We start from the raw sequence: 19,288 nt of genomic DNA on the forward strand, positions 1-19,288 counted from the left end.
CTTCCTGCTTCAAGGATGTGAGTTTGAACGACAGCACCAGCCTAACGCGATGTGCCTGTGATTGTGCACATGGGGAACAATAGTGTTATGCGTTTCATCTCGAACTCCCCGGACACCGACCTCACCTACTCCGACGTCTTCCTCGTCCCCAACTCCTCGGCTCTGACCTCGCGCTTCGAGGTGGACCTGTCGACAACGGATCCGACAGGCTCGACCATCCCGCTCGTCGCGGCGAACATGACGGCGGTGTCGGGTCGCCGGATGGCCGAGACGATGGCCCGGCGCGGCGGGCTCGCGGTCCTGCCCCAGGACATCCCGCTTGCCGCGGCCCAGGAGACGATCGAATGGGTCAAGAGCCGCGACCACATCTTCGAGTCGGCGCTGCGGTTCTCCCCCGAGGAGACCGTGCTCTCCGCCCTCCACGTGCTGAGCAAGCGCGCTCACGGGTTCGGCGTCGTCGTCGACGCGGAGGGGAGGCTCGAGGGAGTCATCGACGCGAAGAACCTCGGTGACGTCGACCGGTTCACCGCGGTGTCGGAACTGGTCGAGTCGGCCCCGCACGTCGTCGATGCCTCGACGATCGACTGGGCGGACGCCTCGGCGCTCGAGGCGCTGTTCGAGAAGATGACCGAGGCCCGGACCGAGTTCGCCGCCGTCGTCGACGCCGAGGGGCGGGTGCTCGGCTCCCTCACCCCGAAGGCCCTCCTGCGCTCCTCGATCTACGCACCGAACCTCGATGCGCACGGTCGGCTGCGCATCGCCGTGGCCATCGGCGTCAACGGCAACGCCCTCGACCGGGCCCGGGCCCTCGTGGGATCCGGCGCCGACGTGCTCGTCGTCGACACCGCGCACGGACACCAGGCGAAGATGCTCGAGGTGCTCGGCTCCATCGCCGAGGCGGACCTCGGGGTCCCGATCGTCGCGGGCAATGTCGTCACCGCGGAAGGCGTGCGCGACCTCGTGGCGGCCGGCGCCGACATCGTCAAGGTGGGGGTCGGGCCCGGGGCGATGTGCACGACGCGGATGATGACGGCGGTGGGCCGTCCGCAGTTCTCCGCGGTGCTCGAGTGCGCGGCCGCCGCCCGTGAGCTCGGGGCGCATGTGTGGGCGGACGGGGGAGTGCGCTATCCCCGTGACGTCGCCCTGGCGCTGGCGGCCGGGGCCTCGCAGGTGATGATCGGGTCCTGGTTCGCGGGCACCCACGAGTCCCCGGGCGACCTCCTCGTCGACGGCCAGGGACGGAAGTACAAGGAGAGCTTCGGCATGGCCTCGGCGCGGGCGGTCGCGAACCGGACCCGGTCGGAGTCGGCGTTCACCCGGGCGCGGAAGGGGCTCTTCGAGGAGGGCATCTCCTCGTCGACGATGTACGTCGATCCGAAGTCCCCCGGCGTCGAGGACCTGCTCGACGCCATCACCTCGGGGGTGCGCAGCTCCTTCACCTACGCGGGGGCCCGGGATCTCGCCGAGTTCGCCGATCGTGCGAGCGTCGGGGTGCAGAGCGCGGCGGGCTACGAGGAGGGCAGGCCGGTCGCCCGAAGTTGGTGAGCGCTTCGCGAGTTGCTAAAATCACGTCATGCCCAGTGACAGTCCCAGCCGGCGGGAAGCCGGCGCCCCAGACGACGACCCCCATCCCCCTGGGGGGAATCGACCACTGATCCCCATCCCGAAGGGTGGGGGACTGCACTGATGGAATGGCTGTTCCTCGCCCTCGCCCTCATCCTCATCCTCGGCACCGGTGTCTTCGTCGCCGCGGAGTTCTCCCTCCTCACCCTTGACCGGCACACCGCCGATAAGGCCGTCGAGGCCGGTGTCGTCGGCGCCAAGACCCTGCGCCGATCGATGGCCCACCTGTCGACCCAGCTCTCGGCCGCCCAGGTCGGCATCACCATCACCACGCTGCTCACCGGCTACCTCATGGAGCCGTCCCTGGGCAAACTGCTCGCCCCGGTGTTCGAGGCCTGGGGGGTCAGTCCGGGCCTGTCCGCTCCTCTGGCCCTGACGCTGGCCCTCATCGTCTCGACCGTGCTCTCGATGATCTTCGGCGAGCTCGTGCCCAAGAACCTCGCGATCGCCGTCCCCCTGGGGACGGGGCGGATCGCGGCCCCGCTCCAGTACGCGTTCTCCGTCGTCTTCAAACCCGTCATCGTCACCCTCAACGGGACCGCGAACAAGATCCTCAGGTCCATGGGCATCGAACCGCAGGAGGAGGGCTCCGTGGGCCGTTCGCCCGAGGAGCTGACCTCCCTCGTCCGGCACTCCGCCGAGGAGGGTGTGCTCGACGAGCAGACCGCGGGACTGCTCGAGCGCACCCTCAGCTTCTCCGAGCGCACCGCCGAGGACGTCATGACCCCGCGGACGAGGATGTCCTCGGTGTCGAAGGACACGACCGCGAGGCAGATCATCGAACAGGCGCGGGACACGGGCTACTCCCGCTTCCCCGTCGCCGGGGAGGACAAGGACCACATCCTCGGCGTCGTCCATGTCAAGCAGGCTTTCGCGGTGCCGCTGGCCAATCGCGACGACGCCTATGCCGGGGGGCTGATGACCGACGTCACCGAGATCCCGGAGACCCTGCGGCTCGATCCGCTCCTCATGGAGCTGCGGGCCAAGGGCATGCAGATGGCCGTCGTCGTCGACGAGTTCGGCGGCACCGCGGGGGTCGTCACCCTCGAGGACGTCGTCGAGGAGCTCGTCGGGGAGGTCGCCGACGAACACGATCGGATGCGCGTGGCCGCCCGGCCGGCCCGGGACGGCACGTGGATCGTGCCCGGCCAGCTGCGGCCCGACGAGGTGTCGGCGACGATCGGCCTGTCGATCCCCGAGGACTCGGACTACGAGACGCTCGCCGGATTCGTGCTCATGGAGCTCGGACGCATCCCGGTGCCCGGCGACGAGGTCCGCACGGACGGGGCCCTGATCCGCGTGGAGCGGATGCACGGCCGCCGGATCGAGAGGCTGCGGGTCGCCCTCGACACCCCGGGCGACCGCCGCGGCGGGGGAGGTGAGACCGATGAGCGCTGACTGGTTCGGGCTGATCTGGCTCGTCGTCCTCCTCCTGGGCAATTCGTTCTTCGTCGCGGCCGAGTTCGCCGTCGTCGCCGCCAAGCGCTCCCAGATCGAGCCGCAGGCGCACGCGGGCTCGGGGGCCGCCAGGACCGCGCTCTACGCCATGGAGCACGTGTCGCTCATGCTCGCGATCTGCCAGCTCGGCATCACCGTGTGCTCGCTGCTGCTGGGCAATGTCGCGGAGCCGGCCATCCACCATCTGCTCGAGGGCCCGCTCCACGGTCTGGGCATCCCGGCCGCCCTGTCCTCGACGATCTCCTTCATCCTCGCTCTCGGCGTCGTCACCTATCTCCACGTCGTCATCGGGGAGATGGTGCCGAAGAACATCGCACTGGCGACCTCCGCCCGGGCCGTGATGCTGCTGGCGCCGCCGCTCGTGTTCCTGTCGCGGCTGTTCGGCTTCGTCATCCGTCCGCTCAACGGCCTGGCCAATTCGATCCTCCGGCTGCTCAAGGTCGAACCGCGCGACGAGGTCAATGAGGCGTTCACGATCGAGCAGGTGGAGTCGATCGTCGCGGAGTCGAAGCGGGAAGGTCTGCTCAGCGACGACACCGGGCTGCTCAAGGGCGCCCTGGAGTTCAGCGACAAGACCGCGGCCGACATCATGGTGCCGATGTCCGAGCTCATCACGATCACCGCAGAGGTGACGCCGGGAGAGCTCGCGACCACGGTCGGCAGGACCGGATTCTCCCGGTACTTCGTTGTCGATGCCGACGGGTATCCCCAGGAGTACCTCCACATCAAGGACGTCCTCTACGCCGAGCGCGAGGACGAGTACGACGCGCCGGTTCCGGCGAAGCGGTTTCGTCCCCTGTTCACGGTCATGGCCGATGACGAGGTCGAGGAGGCGCTTGCCCAGATGCAGAAGGTCGGGATCCACGTCGCCCGGGTGCTGTCGTCGGAGGAGACGACCCTCGGCGTCCTGTTCCTCGAGGACGTGCTCGAGGAGCTCGTCGGCGAGGTCCAGGACGCGATGCAGCGCCAGCGCCATGAGCGGTGAGTCGCAGGAGACGTCCAGATGGCAGGGCGCCTTGCTCCGTGACATCTCCCACAACTGCCCTTCCGGCTGTGTCGGGGGTCACGGTATGTCGACCGAAGTGTAACGACGGATAACGAATCGGGTGACGCAGGTCACTTCCCGGACCCCCTCTGTGGACCAGTTGCGACACGACTGTGACCGTCATCGCTGGTCACGGCTTCAGTATGAACGAAAAGTGACATTATGTAACGGGTTCGTTATAGTGTTGTGACATAAGCTTTTCGGGCGCCGGGACTGGTCCACGGCGCCCGATGTACGGACAACAGTACGGAGTGATATGTCGAGTGATTCCTCGACCGCAGCAGCGCCGGTGCGCCGTCGCGATCTGCGCCACCAGCACGCCTCCTCCCGCGTCACCCTGACAGGCTCCCGGCCGGCTGCGACAGCGGTGTCCCAGACGTCCACCACCACGGCGACGCTCTCGCCCCGCCGCGCGGCGATGGCCGCTGAGGCCCGGGCGGCCGCCGGATCCCCGCGTCGCGAGGCCATGGCCCGTCAGGCGGAGGGGTTGAGCGACGGCTGGACCGATCGGGCCATCGCCGCTCAGCCCGGGGGCCGCGGTTCGGACGGCACCCTGCTGCGCTCGGTGCGCCGCAAGCGCGCCACGACCATCTCCGCCCTGGCGACGGTCTCCGTCACCGGCACCGCCATCGCCGCAGTGATGATCGCCGGCAACATGGGCGGTGAGCAGGAGGTCAAGGTCGACACGACCGCCGCCGACACGCAGACCAAGGCGATCAACGCCGAGACGGTCTCGGCGGACATCGACGTCTCCGATGAGAAGACGACCATGGCGATCGGCGCTCCGAGCGCCACCCAGTCCAAGGTCAAGGCCGCCTCGCGGGCGATCAAGAAGTCGGCGCTGCCCGGCTGCAGCGGTGAGGCGCCCAAGGGCGAGGCCTCCAACGGCGAGGTCCCCGAGGAATGGCTGTGCGAGATCGGCATCGGCGACCACAAGCTGCGCGCCGACGCCGCCGTGGCCTTCGCGAAGATGAACGCGAAGTACAAGAAGGAGACCGGCAAGAACCTCACGGTGACGGACTCGTACCGGTCGCTCGAGGCGCAGGTCTCCGTGGCGTCGCGCAAGCCCGGATTCGCCGCCCGTCCCGGCACGTCCAACCACGGTTGGGGCATCGCCGTCGACCTCGACACGGCCCAGTACGACTGGCTCGAGGCCAACGCCGGGGAGTTCGGCTGGGAGAACCCGGACTGGGCGAAGCGCAACTCCTACGAGCTCTGGCACTGGGAGTACGTGCCCGGCCGCAAGGACATGAAGGGCGCCTGAGGAGCCTCGGACCGCGTGCAGCCGGACGACCGGCGGCACGCGGTCCGCCGTTTTGGGTCCTGATGCACGGTTCTGGTAGGATTGCATCCGTTGCCCGCGTAGCTCAGTGGATAGAGCGTCTGCCTCCGGAGCAGAAGGTCGTAGGTTCGAATCCTGTCGCGGGCACCACACGAACCCCCTGGTCACCCAGGGGGTTCTCTCATCCCACGAGGATTCCCGGGACGCCCGGGCCGAGAAGTCCGAGCACGCTCCCGGCGACGGCGATCGGCCCCGGCCGGGGCGGGGGTCGAGCGTGGATGGCACAATGGCGACCATGAGATCTGCTGGGGCAACCGGTCTTGTCTTGGCGGGCATCATCGTCGCCGCGTTCAATCTGCGTCCCGGGGTCACCGGGCTGTCGCCGCTGCTCGACATGATGGGCGCCGAGGTCCCGCTCGACGCCGTCTTCCTCGCAGTCATCGGCATGCTTCCCCCGCTGCTCTTCGGGGTCAGCGGCTTCATCGTCCCGAAGCTGGTCGACCGGTTCTCCGCGGTGTCGGTGACCCTCGGCGCGGTCGTCCTCATCGCGATCGGCTCGAGCGTGCGCGGGGTCCTCGACTCTCCTTCCTGGTTCCTCGTCCTCAGCGTCGTCGCTCTCCTCGGCATGGGCGTCGGCAACGTCGTGCTGCCGCCCATCGTCAAGTCGCACTTCCCCGATCGGCTCGCGCTCATGTCGACGGTGCACGTCGGCCTCCTCCAGCTCGGCACGTTCCTGCCGCCTCTCGTCGCGGTGCCGCTGGCGGCGACGTGGGGCTGGCGAGGCTCACTGCTCGTCTGGGCCGTCTGCGCCCTCGTCGCGGTCGCCGCCTGGATCGTCATCGCGGTGAGACGGCCGGCGCCGCGGACGGCGGTGGCGGCCGCCGTGGTCGGCGGCGGCGAGCTGAGACGCCTCGTGCGCACCCCGCGGGCCTGGGCGCTGATGACGATGACGGGACTGACCTCGTTCAACAACTTCATCCTCTTCACCTGGCTGCCGCTGCTGCTCACCCACTCCGGCTCCGAGCCCGCCTTCGCCGGGGCCATGCTCGCCCTGGTCGCGGCCATCCCGCTCGTCCTCGGATTCGTCCTTCCCGCGCTCGCCCAGCGGCTGCGGACCGCGGCCCCCATCGTCGTCGCGTTCTGCGTGTCGCTGGCCGCCGGCTACCTCGGACTGTGGCTGGTCCCGCAGGCCGCGCCCGTGCTGTGGACCGTGCTCCTCGGTGTCGGGATCTCCACGTTCCCCCTCGCGCTCACCCTCATCGCGCTGCGCTCCGTCGACGCCGAGGCGACGGCGGCCCTGTCCGGATTCGTCCAGGGAGGCGGATACCTCATGGCCGCCTCCGGTCCGCTCGTCTTCGCGTTCCTCCTCCAGAGCGTCGACGCCATGTGGCCCGCCTTCGCCGTCGTCCTCCTGTCCGTGGCCGTCAAACTCCTGGTCAGCATCCCCGCCTGCCGGCCCGGACACATCTGAGACCGGGCGACGGCCCTGATTCGCCGCGGACAATCGCCACCGAGTAATCTGTTCTGGTGACCCCCGAACTCCTGCAGACCGCCCTGACCCGCGCGCTGAGCACCGCGTGCGGTCGAGTCGTCGATCTGCCCGCCACGGTCACCCTGGTGCGCGCGAAGGACCCCGGCCGCGGGCACTGGACGTCGAACATCGCCCTCCAGACCGCCGCTGTTCTCGGCCGGGCCCCACGCGACCTGGCGATCGACATCGCGGCACTGCTGCGGGCGGAGCCCGGCGTTCGCTCGGTCGAGGTCTCCGGTCCCGGCTTCCTCACGATCACCCCCTCCGCCCCGGCCGCGCAGCTCGCGGCGGCGATCCTCTCCTCCGCGAGCGACCGCGATGCCGTGGAGCCCGCGCCCGCCGCGGAGCCTGCGCCCGCCTCGGCGCAGTCGGGCTCCGCACCGTCGGAGCCGATGCCGGACGACGCGGTGCTCGACGAGGTGCGCGTGGCGCATGCCCTGGCCAGGCGCATCGAGCGCGTCGCCGTCGCCACGGGCGTCGCCCGCCTCGCCGCCGCGGCGCCCGCGGACGCGGGTCTCGGGGAGGCGAGTGCCGCCGGAGGCGCCGTGGAGGCAGGCACCGACGAGGCCGAGACCGCTCTGCTCACGGCCCTCGTCGACTTCCCGCGCGTGGCCGGCGACGCCGTGCCCGCACGCATCGTCCGCCACCTGCAGGGCCTGGCGGAGGTCTTCCACCGCTGGGTCGATTCGCACCCGGTGATCCCCACGATCGATGAGGACGTCACGGGGGTCCACGCCGAACGGCTGCTGCTCGATCGCGCCGTGGGCGTCGTCCTCGGCGATGGCCTGAGACTGCTGGGCGCTACCGCCCCGGAGAGGATGTAATGCCCGCACACATCGCCGGAACACTGCACGCGACACCCGCGCCCGTGTGGCTGCCGTACCCCGAGGACGTCAACGCCCTGCTGCCGAGCCTGTGGTCGCGCAACGTGGTGAAGAACGCCGACGGCGTCCTCACCGTCGCCGGGCACCCGGTCACCGACATCGCCCGCGACCACGGCACCCCGACCCTCGTCATGGACGTCGACGACTTCAAGGCCCGGGCGCGGGAGTACCGGGATGCCTACGCGCATGCGTTCTCGCCCGAGCAGGGTCGGTCCGGCGCGGACGTCTTCTACGCGGGCAAGGCGTTCCTCTGCACCGCCGTCGCCCGCTGGGTGCACGAGGCGGGCCTCGGACTCGACACCTGCTCGCTGGGGGAGATGATGATCGCCCGTGCCGCGGGAGTCCCGGGGGAGATGGTCGGGCTGCACGGCAACAACAAGTCGGTGGCGGAACTCGACTACGCGCTCGACTACGGCGTGGGGCGGATCATCGTCGACAGCCTCGACGAGATCGACCGGCTCGAGACGATCGCCGCGGCCCGGGGGGTCGTCGCGCCGGTCATGCTCCGGGTCACGGTCGGCGTCGAAGCCCACACCCACGACTTCATCGCCACCGCCCACGAGGACCAGAAGTTCGGCCTGTCCCTGTCCTCCGGGATGGCCGCGAAGGCCGCCGAGGCGGTCGTCGGCTCGGCCCACCTGCGCTTCGACGGACTCCACTCCCACATCGGTTCCCAGATCTTCGACATCTCCGGGTTCCAGGTCGCCGCCGCCCGAGTCCTCGACCTCCGCGCCCAGATCATGCGCACCCACGGCGTCGACCTGCCCGAGGTCGACCTCGGCGGCGGCTTCGGGATCCGCTACACCTCCCAGGACACCCCGATCCCGGTCGAGGAGATGGCCGCCGAGCTCGCCGAGGTCGTCGCCAAGGAATGCCGCGGGCTCGGCACCGACGTGCCGCGGATCTCGATCGAGCCCGGGCGCGCGATCGTCTCCCCGGCCGTCTTCACCCTCTACGAGGTGGGCACCGTCAAGGAGGTGCACACCGACACCGGGATCCGCACCTACGTCGCCGTCGACGGCGGCATGAGCGACAACATCCGGACAGCTCTCTACGACGCCGATTATTCGTGTAGCTTGGCCAATCGGAACTCGAACGCCGAGCCCGCGATCATCCGCGTCGTGGGCAAGCACTGCGAGTCGGGCGACATCATCGTCCGCGATGAGTACATGGGGGCCGATGTCGCCCCCGGCGACCTCGTCGCCGTGCCGGGAACGGGCGCCTACTGCAGGCCGCTGGCCAACAACTACAACCATGTGCCCCGGCCCGGCGTGCTCGCCGTGAGCGCGGACGGGGCCGAGTGGATCGTCACCCCCGAGAGCTATGCCCAGATGCTCAGCACCGACCCGGGCATGACCACATCGACAGAGACATAAGAAGGCAGGGAAATGAAGCCACTGAGAGTTGCGATGCTCGGCTGCGGAGTCGTCGGCACGGAGGTCGCGGCACGCATCGTCGACCGATCCGAGGCCCTGGCCGAGAGGATCGGCGCCCCCCTCGAGCTCAGCGCCGTCGTCGTCCGTGACCTCGCGAAGGCGCGGCCGGGGATCGACGAGAGCCTGCTCACGACCGACGCCGAGACCGCGATCGCCGACGCCGACATCGTCATCGAGCTCATGGGCGGCATCGAGCCCGCCAAGACGCTGATCACCGCGGCCCTCGACCAGGGCTCGTCCGTGGTCACCGCGAACAAGGCGCTGCTGGCCGCGCACTACGGCGAGCTCATGTCCGCCGCCGACCGCGCGAGCGTGAGGCTCGAGCACGAGGCGGCCGTGGCCGGGGCGATCCCGATCATCCGCCCCGTCGGCGACTCTCTCGCCGGCGACCGGATCGACCGCATCATGGGCATCGTCAACGGCACGACCAACTACATCCTCGACCAGATGGACTCGGAGGGCTGGGACTTCGACCGCGCCCTGTCGACCGCCCAGGAGCTCGGCTACGCCGAGGCGGACCCGACGGCCGACGTCGGCGGCCATGACGCCGCCGCCAAGGCCGCGATCCTGTCCTCACTGGCCTTCCACGCCCCCGTCTCGAGCGACGACGTCCACGTCGAGGGCATCGAGGGCATCTCCGCGGAGATGGTCGCCACCGCGAAGGACCAGGGCTTCGTCATCAAGCTCCTCGCCGTGTGCGAGCGCGTCGCCGAGTCCCCGGCCGGTCCCGGCCTCTCCGCCCGCGTGTACCCGGCGCTGCTGCGCCGGTCCCACCCCCTGGCCTCCGTCCGCGGCGCGTTCAACGCCGTCTTCATCGAGGCCGAGGCCGCCGGTGAGCTGATGTTCTACGGTCAGGGAGCCGGAGGCGCCCCGACCGCCTCGGCCGTGCTCGGAGACGTCGTCTCCGTCGCGCGCCGCCGCGTGCTCGGCGGCCGCGGTCAGTACGAGCGTCCCTTCCACGAGGACTCGCGGATCCTCCCGATCTCGGCGATCACGACCCGCTATCACATCACCCTCGACGTCGTCGACCGCCCCGGCGTCCTCGCGGCCGTCTCCGAGGTCTTCGCCGACGAGGGCGCGTCGATCGAGCTCATGCGCCAGACCGTCGGCGAGGTCGACGAGGACGAGATGCAGCACGCGAAGCTCGTGCTCGCGACCCATTCGAACACCGAGGCGGCTCTCGCCCGCACGGTCGAGCGCCTCGGCGACCTCGACGTCGTGCGTGCCGTGAGCTCCGTGATCCGCGTGGAAGGACAGTGACGATGAGCGCATTCCCGAGGAAGCAGTGGCAGGGCGTCGTCGACGAGTACCGCGGTCTGCTCGACGTCGCGGACTCCACCCCCGCCGTGACGTTGGGGGAGGGCGGGACCCCCCTGATCCGGGCTGAACGTCTCAGCGAGCTCACCGGCGCCGCCGTGTGGGTGAAGTACGAGGGCCTCAACCCCACCGGGTCATTCAAGGACCGGGGGATGACGATGGCGATGACGAAGGCCGCCGCGGCCGGCGCCAAGGCCGTCATCTGCGCCTCGACGGGCAACACCTCGGCCTCGGCCGCGGCCTACGCGACGAAGGCCGGGCTGACCTGCGCCGTCCTCGTCCCCGCTGGGAAGATCGCCCCGGGGAAGATGAGCCAGGCCGTCGCCCACGGCGCGACCCTGCTCGAGGTCGACGGCAACTTCGACGACTGCCTGACCCTGTGCCGGAAGCTCTCCGAGTCCTATCCCGTCCACCTCGTCAACTCGGTGAACGCCGACCGCATCGAGGGACAGAAGACGGCCTCCTTCGAGGTCGTCGACGTCCTCGGCGACGCCCCGGACATCCATGTCCTGCCCGTCGGCAACGCCGGCAACATCACCGCGTACTGGAAGGGCTACCGGCAGTACCACGAGCTCGGCCACGCCAGCCGCCTGCCGCGGATGTGGGGGTTCCAGGCCGCCGGCGCCGCCCCGCTCGTGCTCGGCCACCCCGTCGACGAACCCGACACCATCGCCACGGCGATCCGGATCGGCAAGCCCGCCAGCTGGGACCAGGCCATCGAGGCCCGGGACTCCTCCGGGGGCCTCATCGACTCGGTCACGGACGAGGAGATCCTCGCCGCGCACAAGGTCCTCTCGCGGCAGGAGGGGATCTTCGTCGAACCCGGGTCCGCCGCCTCGGTGGCCGGTCTGCTCAAGATGTCGGCCGCCGGCAGGGTCCCGGCCGGGGCGACGATCGCCGTCACCGTCACCGGACACGGGCTCAAGGACCCCGCCTGGGCCCTGCACACCGAGGACGGTTCGGCCATCGAGCCGATCCGGGTCCCCGTCGATGCGGTCAGCGCCGCACGGGCACTGGGGCTCGAGGCTTGAGCGTGTCACTGACCATCGAGGTGCCCGCCACCTCGGCGAACCTCGGCCCCGGCTACGACTCGTTCGGCATCGCCCTGGGCCTGTGCGACACCCTGACCGTGACGATCCACGACGACGAGGTCGACCCGGCCGACTGCGTGAGCGTGACGGGTGAGAGCGCCGAGTCCCTGCCCCGGGACCGCTCCCACCTCGTCATGCGCGTCCTCTGCGATGTCCTCGCCGCCGAGTACGGCGCCGCGGTGACCGGCCTCGCCGAGCGGCTGCGCCTCGAGTGCGTCAACCGGATCCCCCACTCGCGGGGTCTCGGCTCCTCCGCGGCGGCGGTCGTGGCCGGCGTCGCCCTGGCCGGTGCCGTCGCCGAGCACTGCGGGGCCGCCGGGCTCCCGCGCGAGCGCGTCCTCGAACTCGCCACCGACCTCGAGGGACATCCCGACAATGCGGCGCCGGCGATCTTCGGCGGGCTGACGATCGCGCTGTCGGCCCCGGCCCGCGCTTGGCGCATCCCCGTGCACACGGTCACCGACGTCACCGTGATCGTCCCCGAGTCCCGGCTCGACACCGCGATCGCCCGATCGCTCATGCCGGCCTCCGTCGAGCACGAGATCGCCGCGGAGAACTCCGCCCGGACGGGACTGCTCGTCCACGGCTTCACCTCCGACGCCGCGGTGCTCATGGATGCGACGGCCGATCTCCTCCACCAGGAGTTCCGCCGGGAGGCGTATCCCGAATCGATGGACCTCGTCGACCGGCTCCGCGCCGCCGGGCATCCCGCCGTGATCTCCGGTGCCGGGCCGACCGTCCTCGTCCTCTCCGATTCCGTCGACCCGTCCTTCGCACCGGCGTCGACGTCTCTCATCCGCACCTCTGTTGACCTCGCAGGATACCGCATCGCACGGAGCCGATGAGCGCGAATTCGCGTCAGCGGCACCAAGAGAGTAAACTGATCGTGTTCCGATCGTGAACGGATTGAGCGCCTTTCAGATGCAAGCTCGATCGAGTGTCACATTCCCTGGAACGCCTCCTGCTCATTCTTCAGCAGGTGATCTTTCACAATGCACCGCCAGGGTGTTTCCGTCGCCGTGAGTACTACGGCTCTTGCCGCACGGCCGAATGAGGGAGAAAGACCTTCGTGTCTGAAACCACTACTCAAGATTCCGCACCACGCACAGGCAGCCTGACCGCACTGCGTCTTCCCCAACTGCAGGAGATGGCAGCGGGTCTGGGAATCAAGGGGTACCGTCGCCTTCGCAAAAGCGAACTGATCGACGCCATCAAGAACTCCCAGGGCTCCGGCGCGCAGAGCGCCCCGAGCACCCCTTCCCAGGCTCCCGCTCCCGCTGCGGAGACCGCCGCTCCCGCCGCCCAGACCGCTGCCCCGTCCGAGACCGCGACGTCGACCGAGAGCTCCGCTCCCGCCGAGGCGACCGCGCCCAAGCGTCGAAACCGCCGCAACGGCGCCGATCAGGCCACCGAGACCGCACCCGCCGAGGAATCGACCGAGTCCTCCGAGGCGAGCGGCTCCGAGACGACCCAGACCGGCGAGGGCCAGCGCTCCCGCCGCAGCCGCACCCGTCGGGGCGGCTCGCGCACCGAGGGCGCCGAGTCCGGCGACGACTCCGGCGAGGAGCGCGACGACCGCGGCAACGGCCGCCGCAGTCGTCAGGGCGAGGACACCGAACGCCAGGCCGATCGCCGCGACCGCGACGACGACGACAGCGCAGGCGACCGCCGCGGCAACGATCGCCGCAGCCGCCAGGGCGACGACGAGCGCGGCGGCGACCGCGACGAGCGCAATGGCAACGGCCGCCGCGGACGCGGCAACGACGACAACGATCGCCGCGGCCGCGGAAACGACGACAACGATCGCCGGGGTCGCGGCAACGACGACGACGAGCGCGGCAACCGCCGCGGACGCGGTCGGGACCGCAAGCGCCGCGGGCGCGGAGGCGACGAGCCCGAGATCCGCAGCGATGACGTGCTCATCCCCGTCGGCGGCATCCTCGACGTCCACGACAACTACGCTTTCCTCCGCACCTCGGGCTACCTGCCCGGACCCAACGACGTCTACGTCTCGGCCTCGATGGTGCGCAAGAACGGCCTGCGCAAGGGCGACGCCGTCGCCGGCGCCATCCGCCAGCAGCGCGAGAACGACCGCGGCGGCAAGCGGGAGAAGTTCGACGCCCTCGTCCGCCTCGACTCCGTCAACGGACTGACCGTCGACGACGCGAAGGGCCGCGTCGAGTTCTCGAAGCTCACCCCGCTCTACCCCCAGGAGCGCCTGCGCCTGGAGACGAACGCGAAGATCACCTCGACGCGGCTCATCGACCTCGTCACCCCGATCGGCAAGGGCCAGCGCGGACTCATCGTCGCGCCCCCGAAGGCCGGCAAGACGACGATCATGCAGCAGGTCGCCAATGCGATCACCGCGAACAATCCCGATGTCCACCTCATGGTCGTCCTCGTCGACGAACGGCCCGAAGAGGTCACGGACATGCAGCGCGCGGTGCAGGGCGAGGTCATCGCCTCGACCTTCGACCGTCCCGCCGACGACCACACGACGATCGCCGAACTCGCGATCGAGCGCGCCAAGCGCCTCGTCGAGATGGGGTCGAACGTCGTCGTCCTCCTCGACAACATCACCCGACTGGCCCGCGCCTACAACATCGCGCAGCCGGCCTCGGGCCGGATCCTCTCCGGCGGTGTCGACGCGAACGCCCTCTACCCGCCGAAGAAGTTCTTCGGCGCCGCCCGCAACATCGAGGGCGGCGGCTCGCTGACGATCCTCGCCACCGCCCTCGTCGAGACCGGGTCGAAGATGGACGAGGTCATCTTCGAGGAGTTCAAGGGCACCGGCAACATGGAGCTGCGCCTGAGCCGCCACCTCGCCGACAAGCGCATCTTCCCGGCCATCGACGTCAACGCGTCGAGCACCCGTCGTGAGGAGATGCTCATGACGCCGGAGGAGACCAAGGTGATGTGGAAGCTGCGTCGCCTCCTCTCGGGCCTCGAGCAGCAGCAGGCCGTCGAGCTCCTCATGTCCAAGCTCAAGGAGACCGGCTCGAACGCCGAGTTCCTCATGCAGGTGCAGAAGACGACGCCGCTGCCGAAGTCCTCGACCGACGAGTGAGATGAGCGACGACGACACCCTGCGCGCCAGCCTCGGCGTGCTGCTCGATGAGCACGCACGCCTCCAGGAGGAGCTCTCGGACCCGGCCGTGCATGCGGATGCCGGCCGGGCCAAGAAGCTGAGCCGACGCTACTCCGAACTGGAGAAGGTGGCGGCGGCCGCGCGCCGGTACGAGCAGATCGGCGAGGACCTCGCCGCGGCCCAGGAGTTCGCCGCGGAGGACCCCGACTTCGCCGAGGAGGTCGCCCGTCTGCGTGCCGAGCACGCGGACGTCGCGGCGGAGCTCGGGGACCTGCTCGTGCCCAGCGATCCCGATGACGCGCGCGACGCGATCATCGAGATCAAGGCCGGCGAAGGTGGGGACGAGTCGGCGCTGTTCGCCGGCGACCTGCTGCGGATGTACCAGCGCTGGATCGACTCCCGCGGCTGGTCGGCGCAGATCCTCGACGCCACGCACTCCGACCTCGGTGGATACAAGGACGTCACCGTCGCCGTCAAGGCCAGGGACACCGGCGCCTACGGGTGGCTGAAGTTCGAAGGGGGAGTCCACCGGGTCCAGCGGGTCCCGGTGACCGAGTCCCAGGGGCGCATCCACACCTCGGCCGCGGGCGTCCTCGTCTTCCCCGAGGTCGACGAGCCCGAGGAGATCCACCTCGACGACAGCGAGCTGCGCATCGACGTCTACCGGTCGTCGGGCCCCGGCGGGCAGTCGGTGAACACGACGGACTCGGCAGTGCGCATCACCCATCTGCCGACGGGGATCACGGCGAGCTGCCAGAACGAGAAGTCCCAGCTGCAGAACAAGGAAGCCGCGATGCGGATGCTGCGGGCCCGGATCCTGGCCAAGCAGGCCGAGGAGGCCGCTGCCGAAGCCGCCGACATCCGGCGCTCCCAGGTCCGCACCGTCGACCGCTCGGAGCGGATCCGGACGTACAACTTCCCGGAGAACCGGATCACCGACCATCGCACGGGCTACAAGGCCTACAACCTCGACCAGGTGCTCGCCGGCGACCTCGACCCCGTCATCGCCTCCTGCCGCGACGCCGACAAGGCGGCCCGGCTCGATGCCCTCGGGGACTGAGATGGATCACGTTCCCGCGCTGTCGGCCGCCGACGTCCCGCAGGCCCTGCGGGCGGCGGCCGGGATCCTCGCCAAGGGGGGAGTCGCGAGCCCCGAGACCGACGCCTCGGCGCTGCTCGCCCACGCCTGGGGCATCGAGGTCCGCGAGCTGTCCCGCAGGCGCCTGTTCGCCGAGGCGGTGCCGGCCGCCGTGCTCACCGACTTCGCCGAGCTCATCGCCCGCCGCGGGACGCGGGTCCCGCTCCAGCACCTGACCGGTTCCGCGGCGTTCCGCCGCCTCGACCTCCTCGTCGGCCCCGGCGTCTTCGTGCCTCGCCCGGAGACCGAGCTCCTCGTCACCGAGCTGCTCGCCGAACTCGAGCGGCTCGACGAGCGGCTCGATCGTGACGGTGACAGCGCCCCCTTCGTCATCGACCTGTGCTCGGGATCGGGGGCGATCGCGCTGTCGGTGGCCCACGAACACCCCCGCGTGCGCGTCCTCGGCATCGAACGTGAACCGGCGGCCCTCGAGTGGTCGCTGCGGAACCGGGAGCGCGTCGCGGTCGGCGCCTCGACGGTCGACTTCGTCCGCGGCGACGCGACCGCGGTGGTCGGCGACCGTCCCGATCTGCGCTCGAGCGCCGACGTGGTCGTGACCAATCCGCCCTACGTGCCCGACGACGCCCGCCCGCGCGAGCCCGAGGTCGCCGACCACGATCCCGCCGCCGCGCTCTACGGGGGAGCCGGGGGCCTCGAGATCCCCGCGCTCATCATCGACCAGGCCGAGAAGCTCCTGCGCCCCGGGGGCCTCCTCCTCATGGAGCACGGCGAGGAGCAGGGGGCCGGCGTGCGCGAGCTCATCGCCGCCACGGCCAGCCTGAGAGGCGCGCGGACCGCGCAGGACTACACTGGACGCGACCGCTTCACCGTCGCCCGTCGCACCGGCGACGATCGCTGAGAGCCGGTCCCGAGCGCGAGCTCGGTCCTTCGACCACTGCCGAACGAGATTCGAAACGGGGAGTTCGTGTCCAGACGATTCGACGTCACTCACACCGATATCCGGGATCTGGTCCTCGACGAATGCGCCCGGGTCGCCGAGGCGGGCAACCTGCTCGTCATCCCCACCGACACGGTCTACGGGATCGCCGCCGACGCCTTCAGCGCCTCGGCGGTGGCCGCGCTGCTGGCGGCCAAGGGCCGGGGCCGGGACATGCCGCCCCCGGTGCTCGTGCCGCGTGCCGAGACGGTCTTCGGTCTCGTCGACGGCGTCGACGAGCGGATGCTCGCCCTCACCGGCCGCTTCTGGCCGGGACCGCTGACGATCATCGCGAACGCGCAGCCCTCCCTCGACTGGGACCTCGGGGAGACCCATGGGACCGTGGCCGTGCGGATGCCCGACGACGAGGCGGCGCTGGCGCTGCTGTCGCGGACCGGGCCCCTGGCCGTCTCGAGCGCCAACACCACCGGAGCGCCGGCGGCGACGACCGTCGACGAGGCCGAGGCGATGCTCGGGGACTCCGTCGACATCTACCTCGACGGCGGTGAGCGCACCTCGGGGCTCGCCTCGACGATCGTCGATCTCAGCGGTGACGTGCCGCGGATCGTCCGGCGCGGTCCCATCGACGCCGAGGAGCTGCGCGAGGTCATCGGCGAGCTGACGGATCAGGCCGGCTGAGTGCGCGCCTACCTCTTCATCCTCATCGTCTCCGCGCTCGTCGCCTACCTGCTCACCCCGATGGTGCGCCGGGTCGCCGAGCGCGGGCACATCTTCTCTCCTCTGCGGGAGAGGGATGTGCACTCCGTCCCCACGCCGAGGCTGGGCGGAGTGGCGATGTTCGGTGGAGTGGCCGTGGGCCTCGTGTTCGCCTCCCAGACCCCGTTCCTCCAGCGGATCTTCGTCGACATGGGCCCGATCATCGGGGTCGCCGGCGCGGCGCTCCTCCTGTGCCTGCTCGGGGTCATCGACGACATCTGGGACCTCCACTGGATCACGAAGCTGGCCGGGCAGGCGCTGGCCGCGGGCTTCATGGCGATCAACGGCGTCGCCCTGCTGTCGATCCCCTTCGGGGGAGTGATCATCGGCTCCCCGCGGATGTCGATCATCATCACCATCCTCGTCGTCCTCGTGACGATCAACGCGGTCAACTTCGTCGACGGGCTCGACGGTCTCGCCGCCGGCGTCGTCGCGATCGGCGGCAGCGCCTTCTTCATCTACTCCTACTGGCTGGCTCGTGACGCCTCACCGGACTCGTACGCCAACCTCGCCTCGCTCATCATCGCGATCCTCGTCGGAGCGTGCCTCGGATTCCTGCCCCACAACTTCAATCCCGCCCGGATCTTCATGGGTGACTCCGGGTCGATGCTCATCGGACTGCTGCTCGCGGCCTCGACCATCCGGGTCACCGGCCAGGTCGACCCCGCGCTCATCGGCCCCGACCGGGTCTTCGCGACCTACCTGCCCATCATCCTGCCCGTCGCCGTGATGTTCCTGCCGCTGCTCGACCTCGGACTGGCCGTCGTGCGCCGGCTGCTGGCCGGGCAGTCGCCGTTCTCGGCCGACGCCAAGCACCTCCACCACCGGATGCTGCGGCTGGGCCACTCGCACGCCCGGGCCGTGCTCATCCTCTACACGTGGACCGCGCTCATCGCCTTCGGCTCCGTGATGCTCCTGCTCCTGCCGTGGCTCTCGGTCCTCATCATCATCGGCGGACTGTTCGCCATCACCCTCGTCTTCACCTTCTACCCGCTGAGAGCACGCCAGAGAGCCAGAGAGGAGATCTCGTGACCGCAGACCCCGGCCAGCCGAGACCGCATCGACAGGAGACCGCCGTCGAGGCGGCATGGACCCGGGTGTGGAAGGCCCTGCTCATCCGCGGCTCGCTCCTCGTCCTCGCCGTCGCGCTCCTGGGGATGGGGGTCGGGTGCCTCGTGTCGGGCATCCCCGGCCTCCTCGGTGGGGCCGTCGGCGGGGGACTGGCGGCGGTGTTCATCCTCATCACCCTCATCGTCATGTACCTCGGCCGCAACCTCGGCCTGACGACGATCGCCGGGTTCCTCGGGATCGGCTTCCTGTTCAAGGCCTTCATCTTCATGATCGTCATCTGGCGGCTGCGGGATGCGGCCTGGCTCGACGGGACCGTCGCTTTCTTCACGATCGTCGCGGCCGTCATCGGCAGCTCGCTGGTCGAGGCGCTGACCGTGGTCAGGGGCCGCGTCCCCTACGTCGATCCCGAGGCGAGATGACGGCCGGACGCCGCGCTCCGACGCGGCTGACAGCCTCTTGTCAGCGAGAACTGATGGATTTGTCGGTTACTCTCTACAGTTGGTAGAGTAGACGAGGTGCTGGAGCCGGTCGTCGCTCCATGTCGCTCCTGAACCACAAGCCACGCAATGACTGCCTGGCTTCGGCCAGGCCTCAAGGCCCCTGACCATGGGAGAGTAATACAAACGTGGGTACACTCAACGCCGCGAACACTTTGATCCAAGCCGCAGAC

Annotated in this window: 16 protein-coding genes and 1 tRNA gene; all 17 read left to right on the plus strand. The window is 70.0% G+C overall.

Features of this window, described 5'->3' with window-relative positions; translation table 11 throughout:
• Window positions 1-87 precede the first annotated feature (87 nt).
• Entirely contained in the window at window positions 88-1,545 is a 1,458-nt protein-coding gene (guaB1, locus tag DFO65_RS05745; RefSeq protein ID WP_113903453.1) for a GMP reductase, read from the plus strand.
• 141 nt (window positions 1,546-1,686) lie between these two features.
• Window positions 1,687-3,021 carry a hemolysin family protein gene (locus DFO65_RS05750; RefSeq protein WP_113903454.1) on the plus strand — a complete coding sequence of 445 codons (1,335 nt, stop codon included), beginning with the start codon at window positions 1,687-1,689 and terminating at the stop codon, window positions 3,019-3,021.
• Window positions 3,011-4,066: a hemolysin family protein gene (locus DFO65_RS05755; RefSeq protein WP_113903455.1), complete on the plus strand. Its 1,056-nt coding sequence runs from the start codon at window positions 3,011-3,013 to the stop codon at window positions 4,064-4,066. The genes DFO65_RS05750 and DFO65_RS05755 overlap by 11 nt, the downstream gene beginning before the upstream one ends.
• Before the next feature lie 316 nt (window positions 4,067-4,382).
• Window positions 4,383-5,390 (plus strand): M15 family metallopeptidase, encoded by a 1,008-nt coding sequence (locus DFO65_RS05760; RefSeq protein ID WP_113903456.1) that lies wholly within the window; start codon window positions 4,383-4,385, stop codon window positions 5,388-5,390.
• Between the two features lie 92 nt (window positions 5,391-5,482).
• Window positions 5,483-5,558, plus strand: a tRNA-Arg gene (locus DFO65_RS05765).
• 145 nt (window positions 5,559-5,703) lie between these two features.
• Window positions 5,704-6,879, plus strand: coding sequence for an MFS transporter (locus DFO65_RS05770; RefSeq protein ID WP_181778631.1), 1,176 nt, complete (start codon window positions 5,704-5,706; stop codon window positions 6,877-6,879).
• 56 nt (window positions 6,880-6,935) lie between these two features.
• Window positions 6,936-7,763: a DALR anticodon-binding domain-containing protein gene (locus tag DFO65_RS05775; RefSeq protein WP_113903458.1), complete on the plus strand. Its 828-nt coding sequence runs from the start codon at window positions 6,936-6,938 to the stop codon at window positions 7,761-7,763.
• Entirely contained in the window at window positions 7,763-9,199 is a 1,437-nt protein-coding gene (gene lysA, locus DFO65_RS05780; RefSeq protein ID WP_113903459.1) for a diaminopimelate decarboxylase, read from the plus strand. Before DFO65_RS05775 ends, lysA begins: the two co-directional genes overlap by 1 nt.
• 12 nt (window positions 9,200-9,211) lie before the next feature.
• Window positions 9,212-10,519, plus strand: a complete 1,308-nt coding sequence (locus tag DFO65_RS05785; protein WP_113903460.1) for a homoserine dehydrogenase — start codon at window positions 9,212-9,214, stop codon at window positions 10,517-10,519.
• A 2-nt stretch (window positions 10,520-10,521) separates the two neighbouring features.
• Complete coding sequence (gene thrC / locus DFO65_RS05790) at window positions 10,522-11,607, plus strand: threonine synthase (protein WP_113903461.1); 1,086 nt, start codon at window positions 10,522-10,524, stop codon at window positions 11,605-11,607.
• A 2-nt stretch (window positions 11,608-11,609) separates the two neighbouring features.
• Complete coding sequence (thrB, locus tag DFO65_RS05795; RefSeq protein WP_113903462.1) at window positions 11,610-12,512, plus strand: homoserine kinase; 903 nt, start codon at window positions 11,610-11,612, stop codon at window positions 12,510-12,512.
• Window positions 12,513-12,814: 302 nt separating this feature from the next.
• On the plus strand, window positions 12,815-14,734 hold the full coding sequence (rho, locus tag DFO65_RS05800; RefSeq protein ID WP_428844216.1) for a transcription termination factor Rho: 1,920 nt from the start codon (window positions 12,815-12,817) through the stop codon (window positions 14,732-14,734).
• A 1-nt stretch (window position 14,735) separates the two neighbouring features.
• Entirely contained in the window at window positions 14,736-15,815 is a 1,080-nt protein-coding gene (gene prfA / locus DFO65_RS05805) for a peptide chain release factor 1 (RefSeq protein WP_113903464.1), read from the plus strand.
• Between the two features lies 1 nt (window position 15,816).
• Window positions 15,817-16,752, plus strand: a complete 936-nt coding sequence (gene prmC, locus DFO65_RS05810) for a peptide chain release factor N(5)-glutamine methyltransferase (protein WP_181778632.1) — start codon at window positions 15,817-15,819, stop codon at window positions 16,750-16,752.
• Between the two features lie 66 nt (window positions 16,753-16,818).
• Complete coding sequence (locus tag DFO65_RS05815; RefSeq protein WP_113903466.1) at window positions 16,819-17,469, plus strand: L-threonylcarbamoyladenylate synthase; 651 nt, start codon at window positions 16,819-16,821, stop codon at window positions 17,467-17,469.
• The gene (locus DFO65_RS05820; protein WP_113903467.1) at window positions 17,470-18,579 is read left to right on the plus strand and encodes an MraY family glycosyltransferase; all 1,110 of its coding nucleotides are present in this window, start codon (window positions 17,470-17,472) and stop codon (window positions 18,577-18,579) included.
• Window positions 18,576-19,037 carry a Cg1360 family ATP-synthase-associated protein gene (locus DFO65_RS05825; RefSeq protein WP_113903468.1) on the plus strand — a complete coding sequence of 154 codons (462 nt, stop codon included), beginning with the start codon at window positions 18,576-18,578 and terminating at the stop codon, window positions 19,035-19,037. Before DFO65_RS05820 ends, DFO65_RS05825 begins: the two co-directional genes overlap by 4 nt.
• Window positions 19,038-19,288 lie beyond the last annotated feature (251 nt).

It is taken from the genome of Brevibacterium sanguinis (assembly GCF_003315415.1).
In the GTDB taxonomy this organism is placed as follows: domain Bacteria; phylum Actinomycetota; class Actinomycetes; order Actinomycetales; family Brevibacteriaceae; genus Brevibacterium; species Brevibacterium celere_A.

Bases quoted from the DNA above. Each gene is read 5' to 3' on its own strand.
- thrC (WP_113903461.1), top strand. From the start codon at position 10,522: ATGAGCGCATTCCCGAGGAAGCAGTGGCAGGGCGTCGTCGACGAGTAC.
- lysA (WP_113903459.1), top strand. From the start codon at position 7,763: ATGCCCGCACACATCGCCGGAACACTGCACGCGACACCCGCGCCCGTG.
- DFO65_RS05750 (WP_113903454.1), top strand. From the start codon at position 1,687: ATGGAATGGCTGTTCCTCGCCCTCGCCCTCATCCTCATCCTCGGCACC.
- DFO65_RS05760 (WP_113903456.1), top strand. From the start codon at position 4,383: ATGTCGAGTGATTCCTCGACCGCAGCAGCGCCGGTGCGCCGTCGCGAT.
- prmC (WP_181778632.1), top strand. From the start codon at position 15,817: ATGGATCACGTTCCCGCGCTGTCGGCCGCCGACGTCCCGCAGGCCCTG.
- DFO65_RS05785 (WP_113903460.1), top strand. From the start codon at position 9,212: ATGAAGCCACTGAGAGTTGCGATGCTCGGCTGCGGAGTCGTCGGCACG.
- guaB1 (WP_113903453.1), top strand. From the start codon at position 88: ATGCGTTTCATCTCGAACTCCCCGGACACCGACCTCACCTACTCCGAC.
- prfA (WP_113903464.1), top strand. From the start codon at position 14,736: ATGAGCGACGACGACACCCTGCGCGCCAGCCTCGGCGTGCTGCTCGAT.
- rho (WP_428844216.1), top strand. From the start codon at position 12,815: ATGGCAGCGGGTCTGGGAATCAAGGGGTACCGTCGCCTTCGCAAAAGC.
- DFO65_RS05755 (WP_113903455.1), top strand. From the start codon at position 3,011: ATGAGCGCTGACTGGTTCGGGCTGATCTGGCTCGTCGTCCTCCTCCTG.
- DFO65_RS05770 (WP_181778631.1), top strand. From the start codon at position 5,704: ATGAGATCTGCTGGGGCAACCGGTCTTGTCTTGGCGGGCATCATCGTC.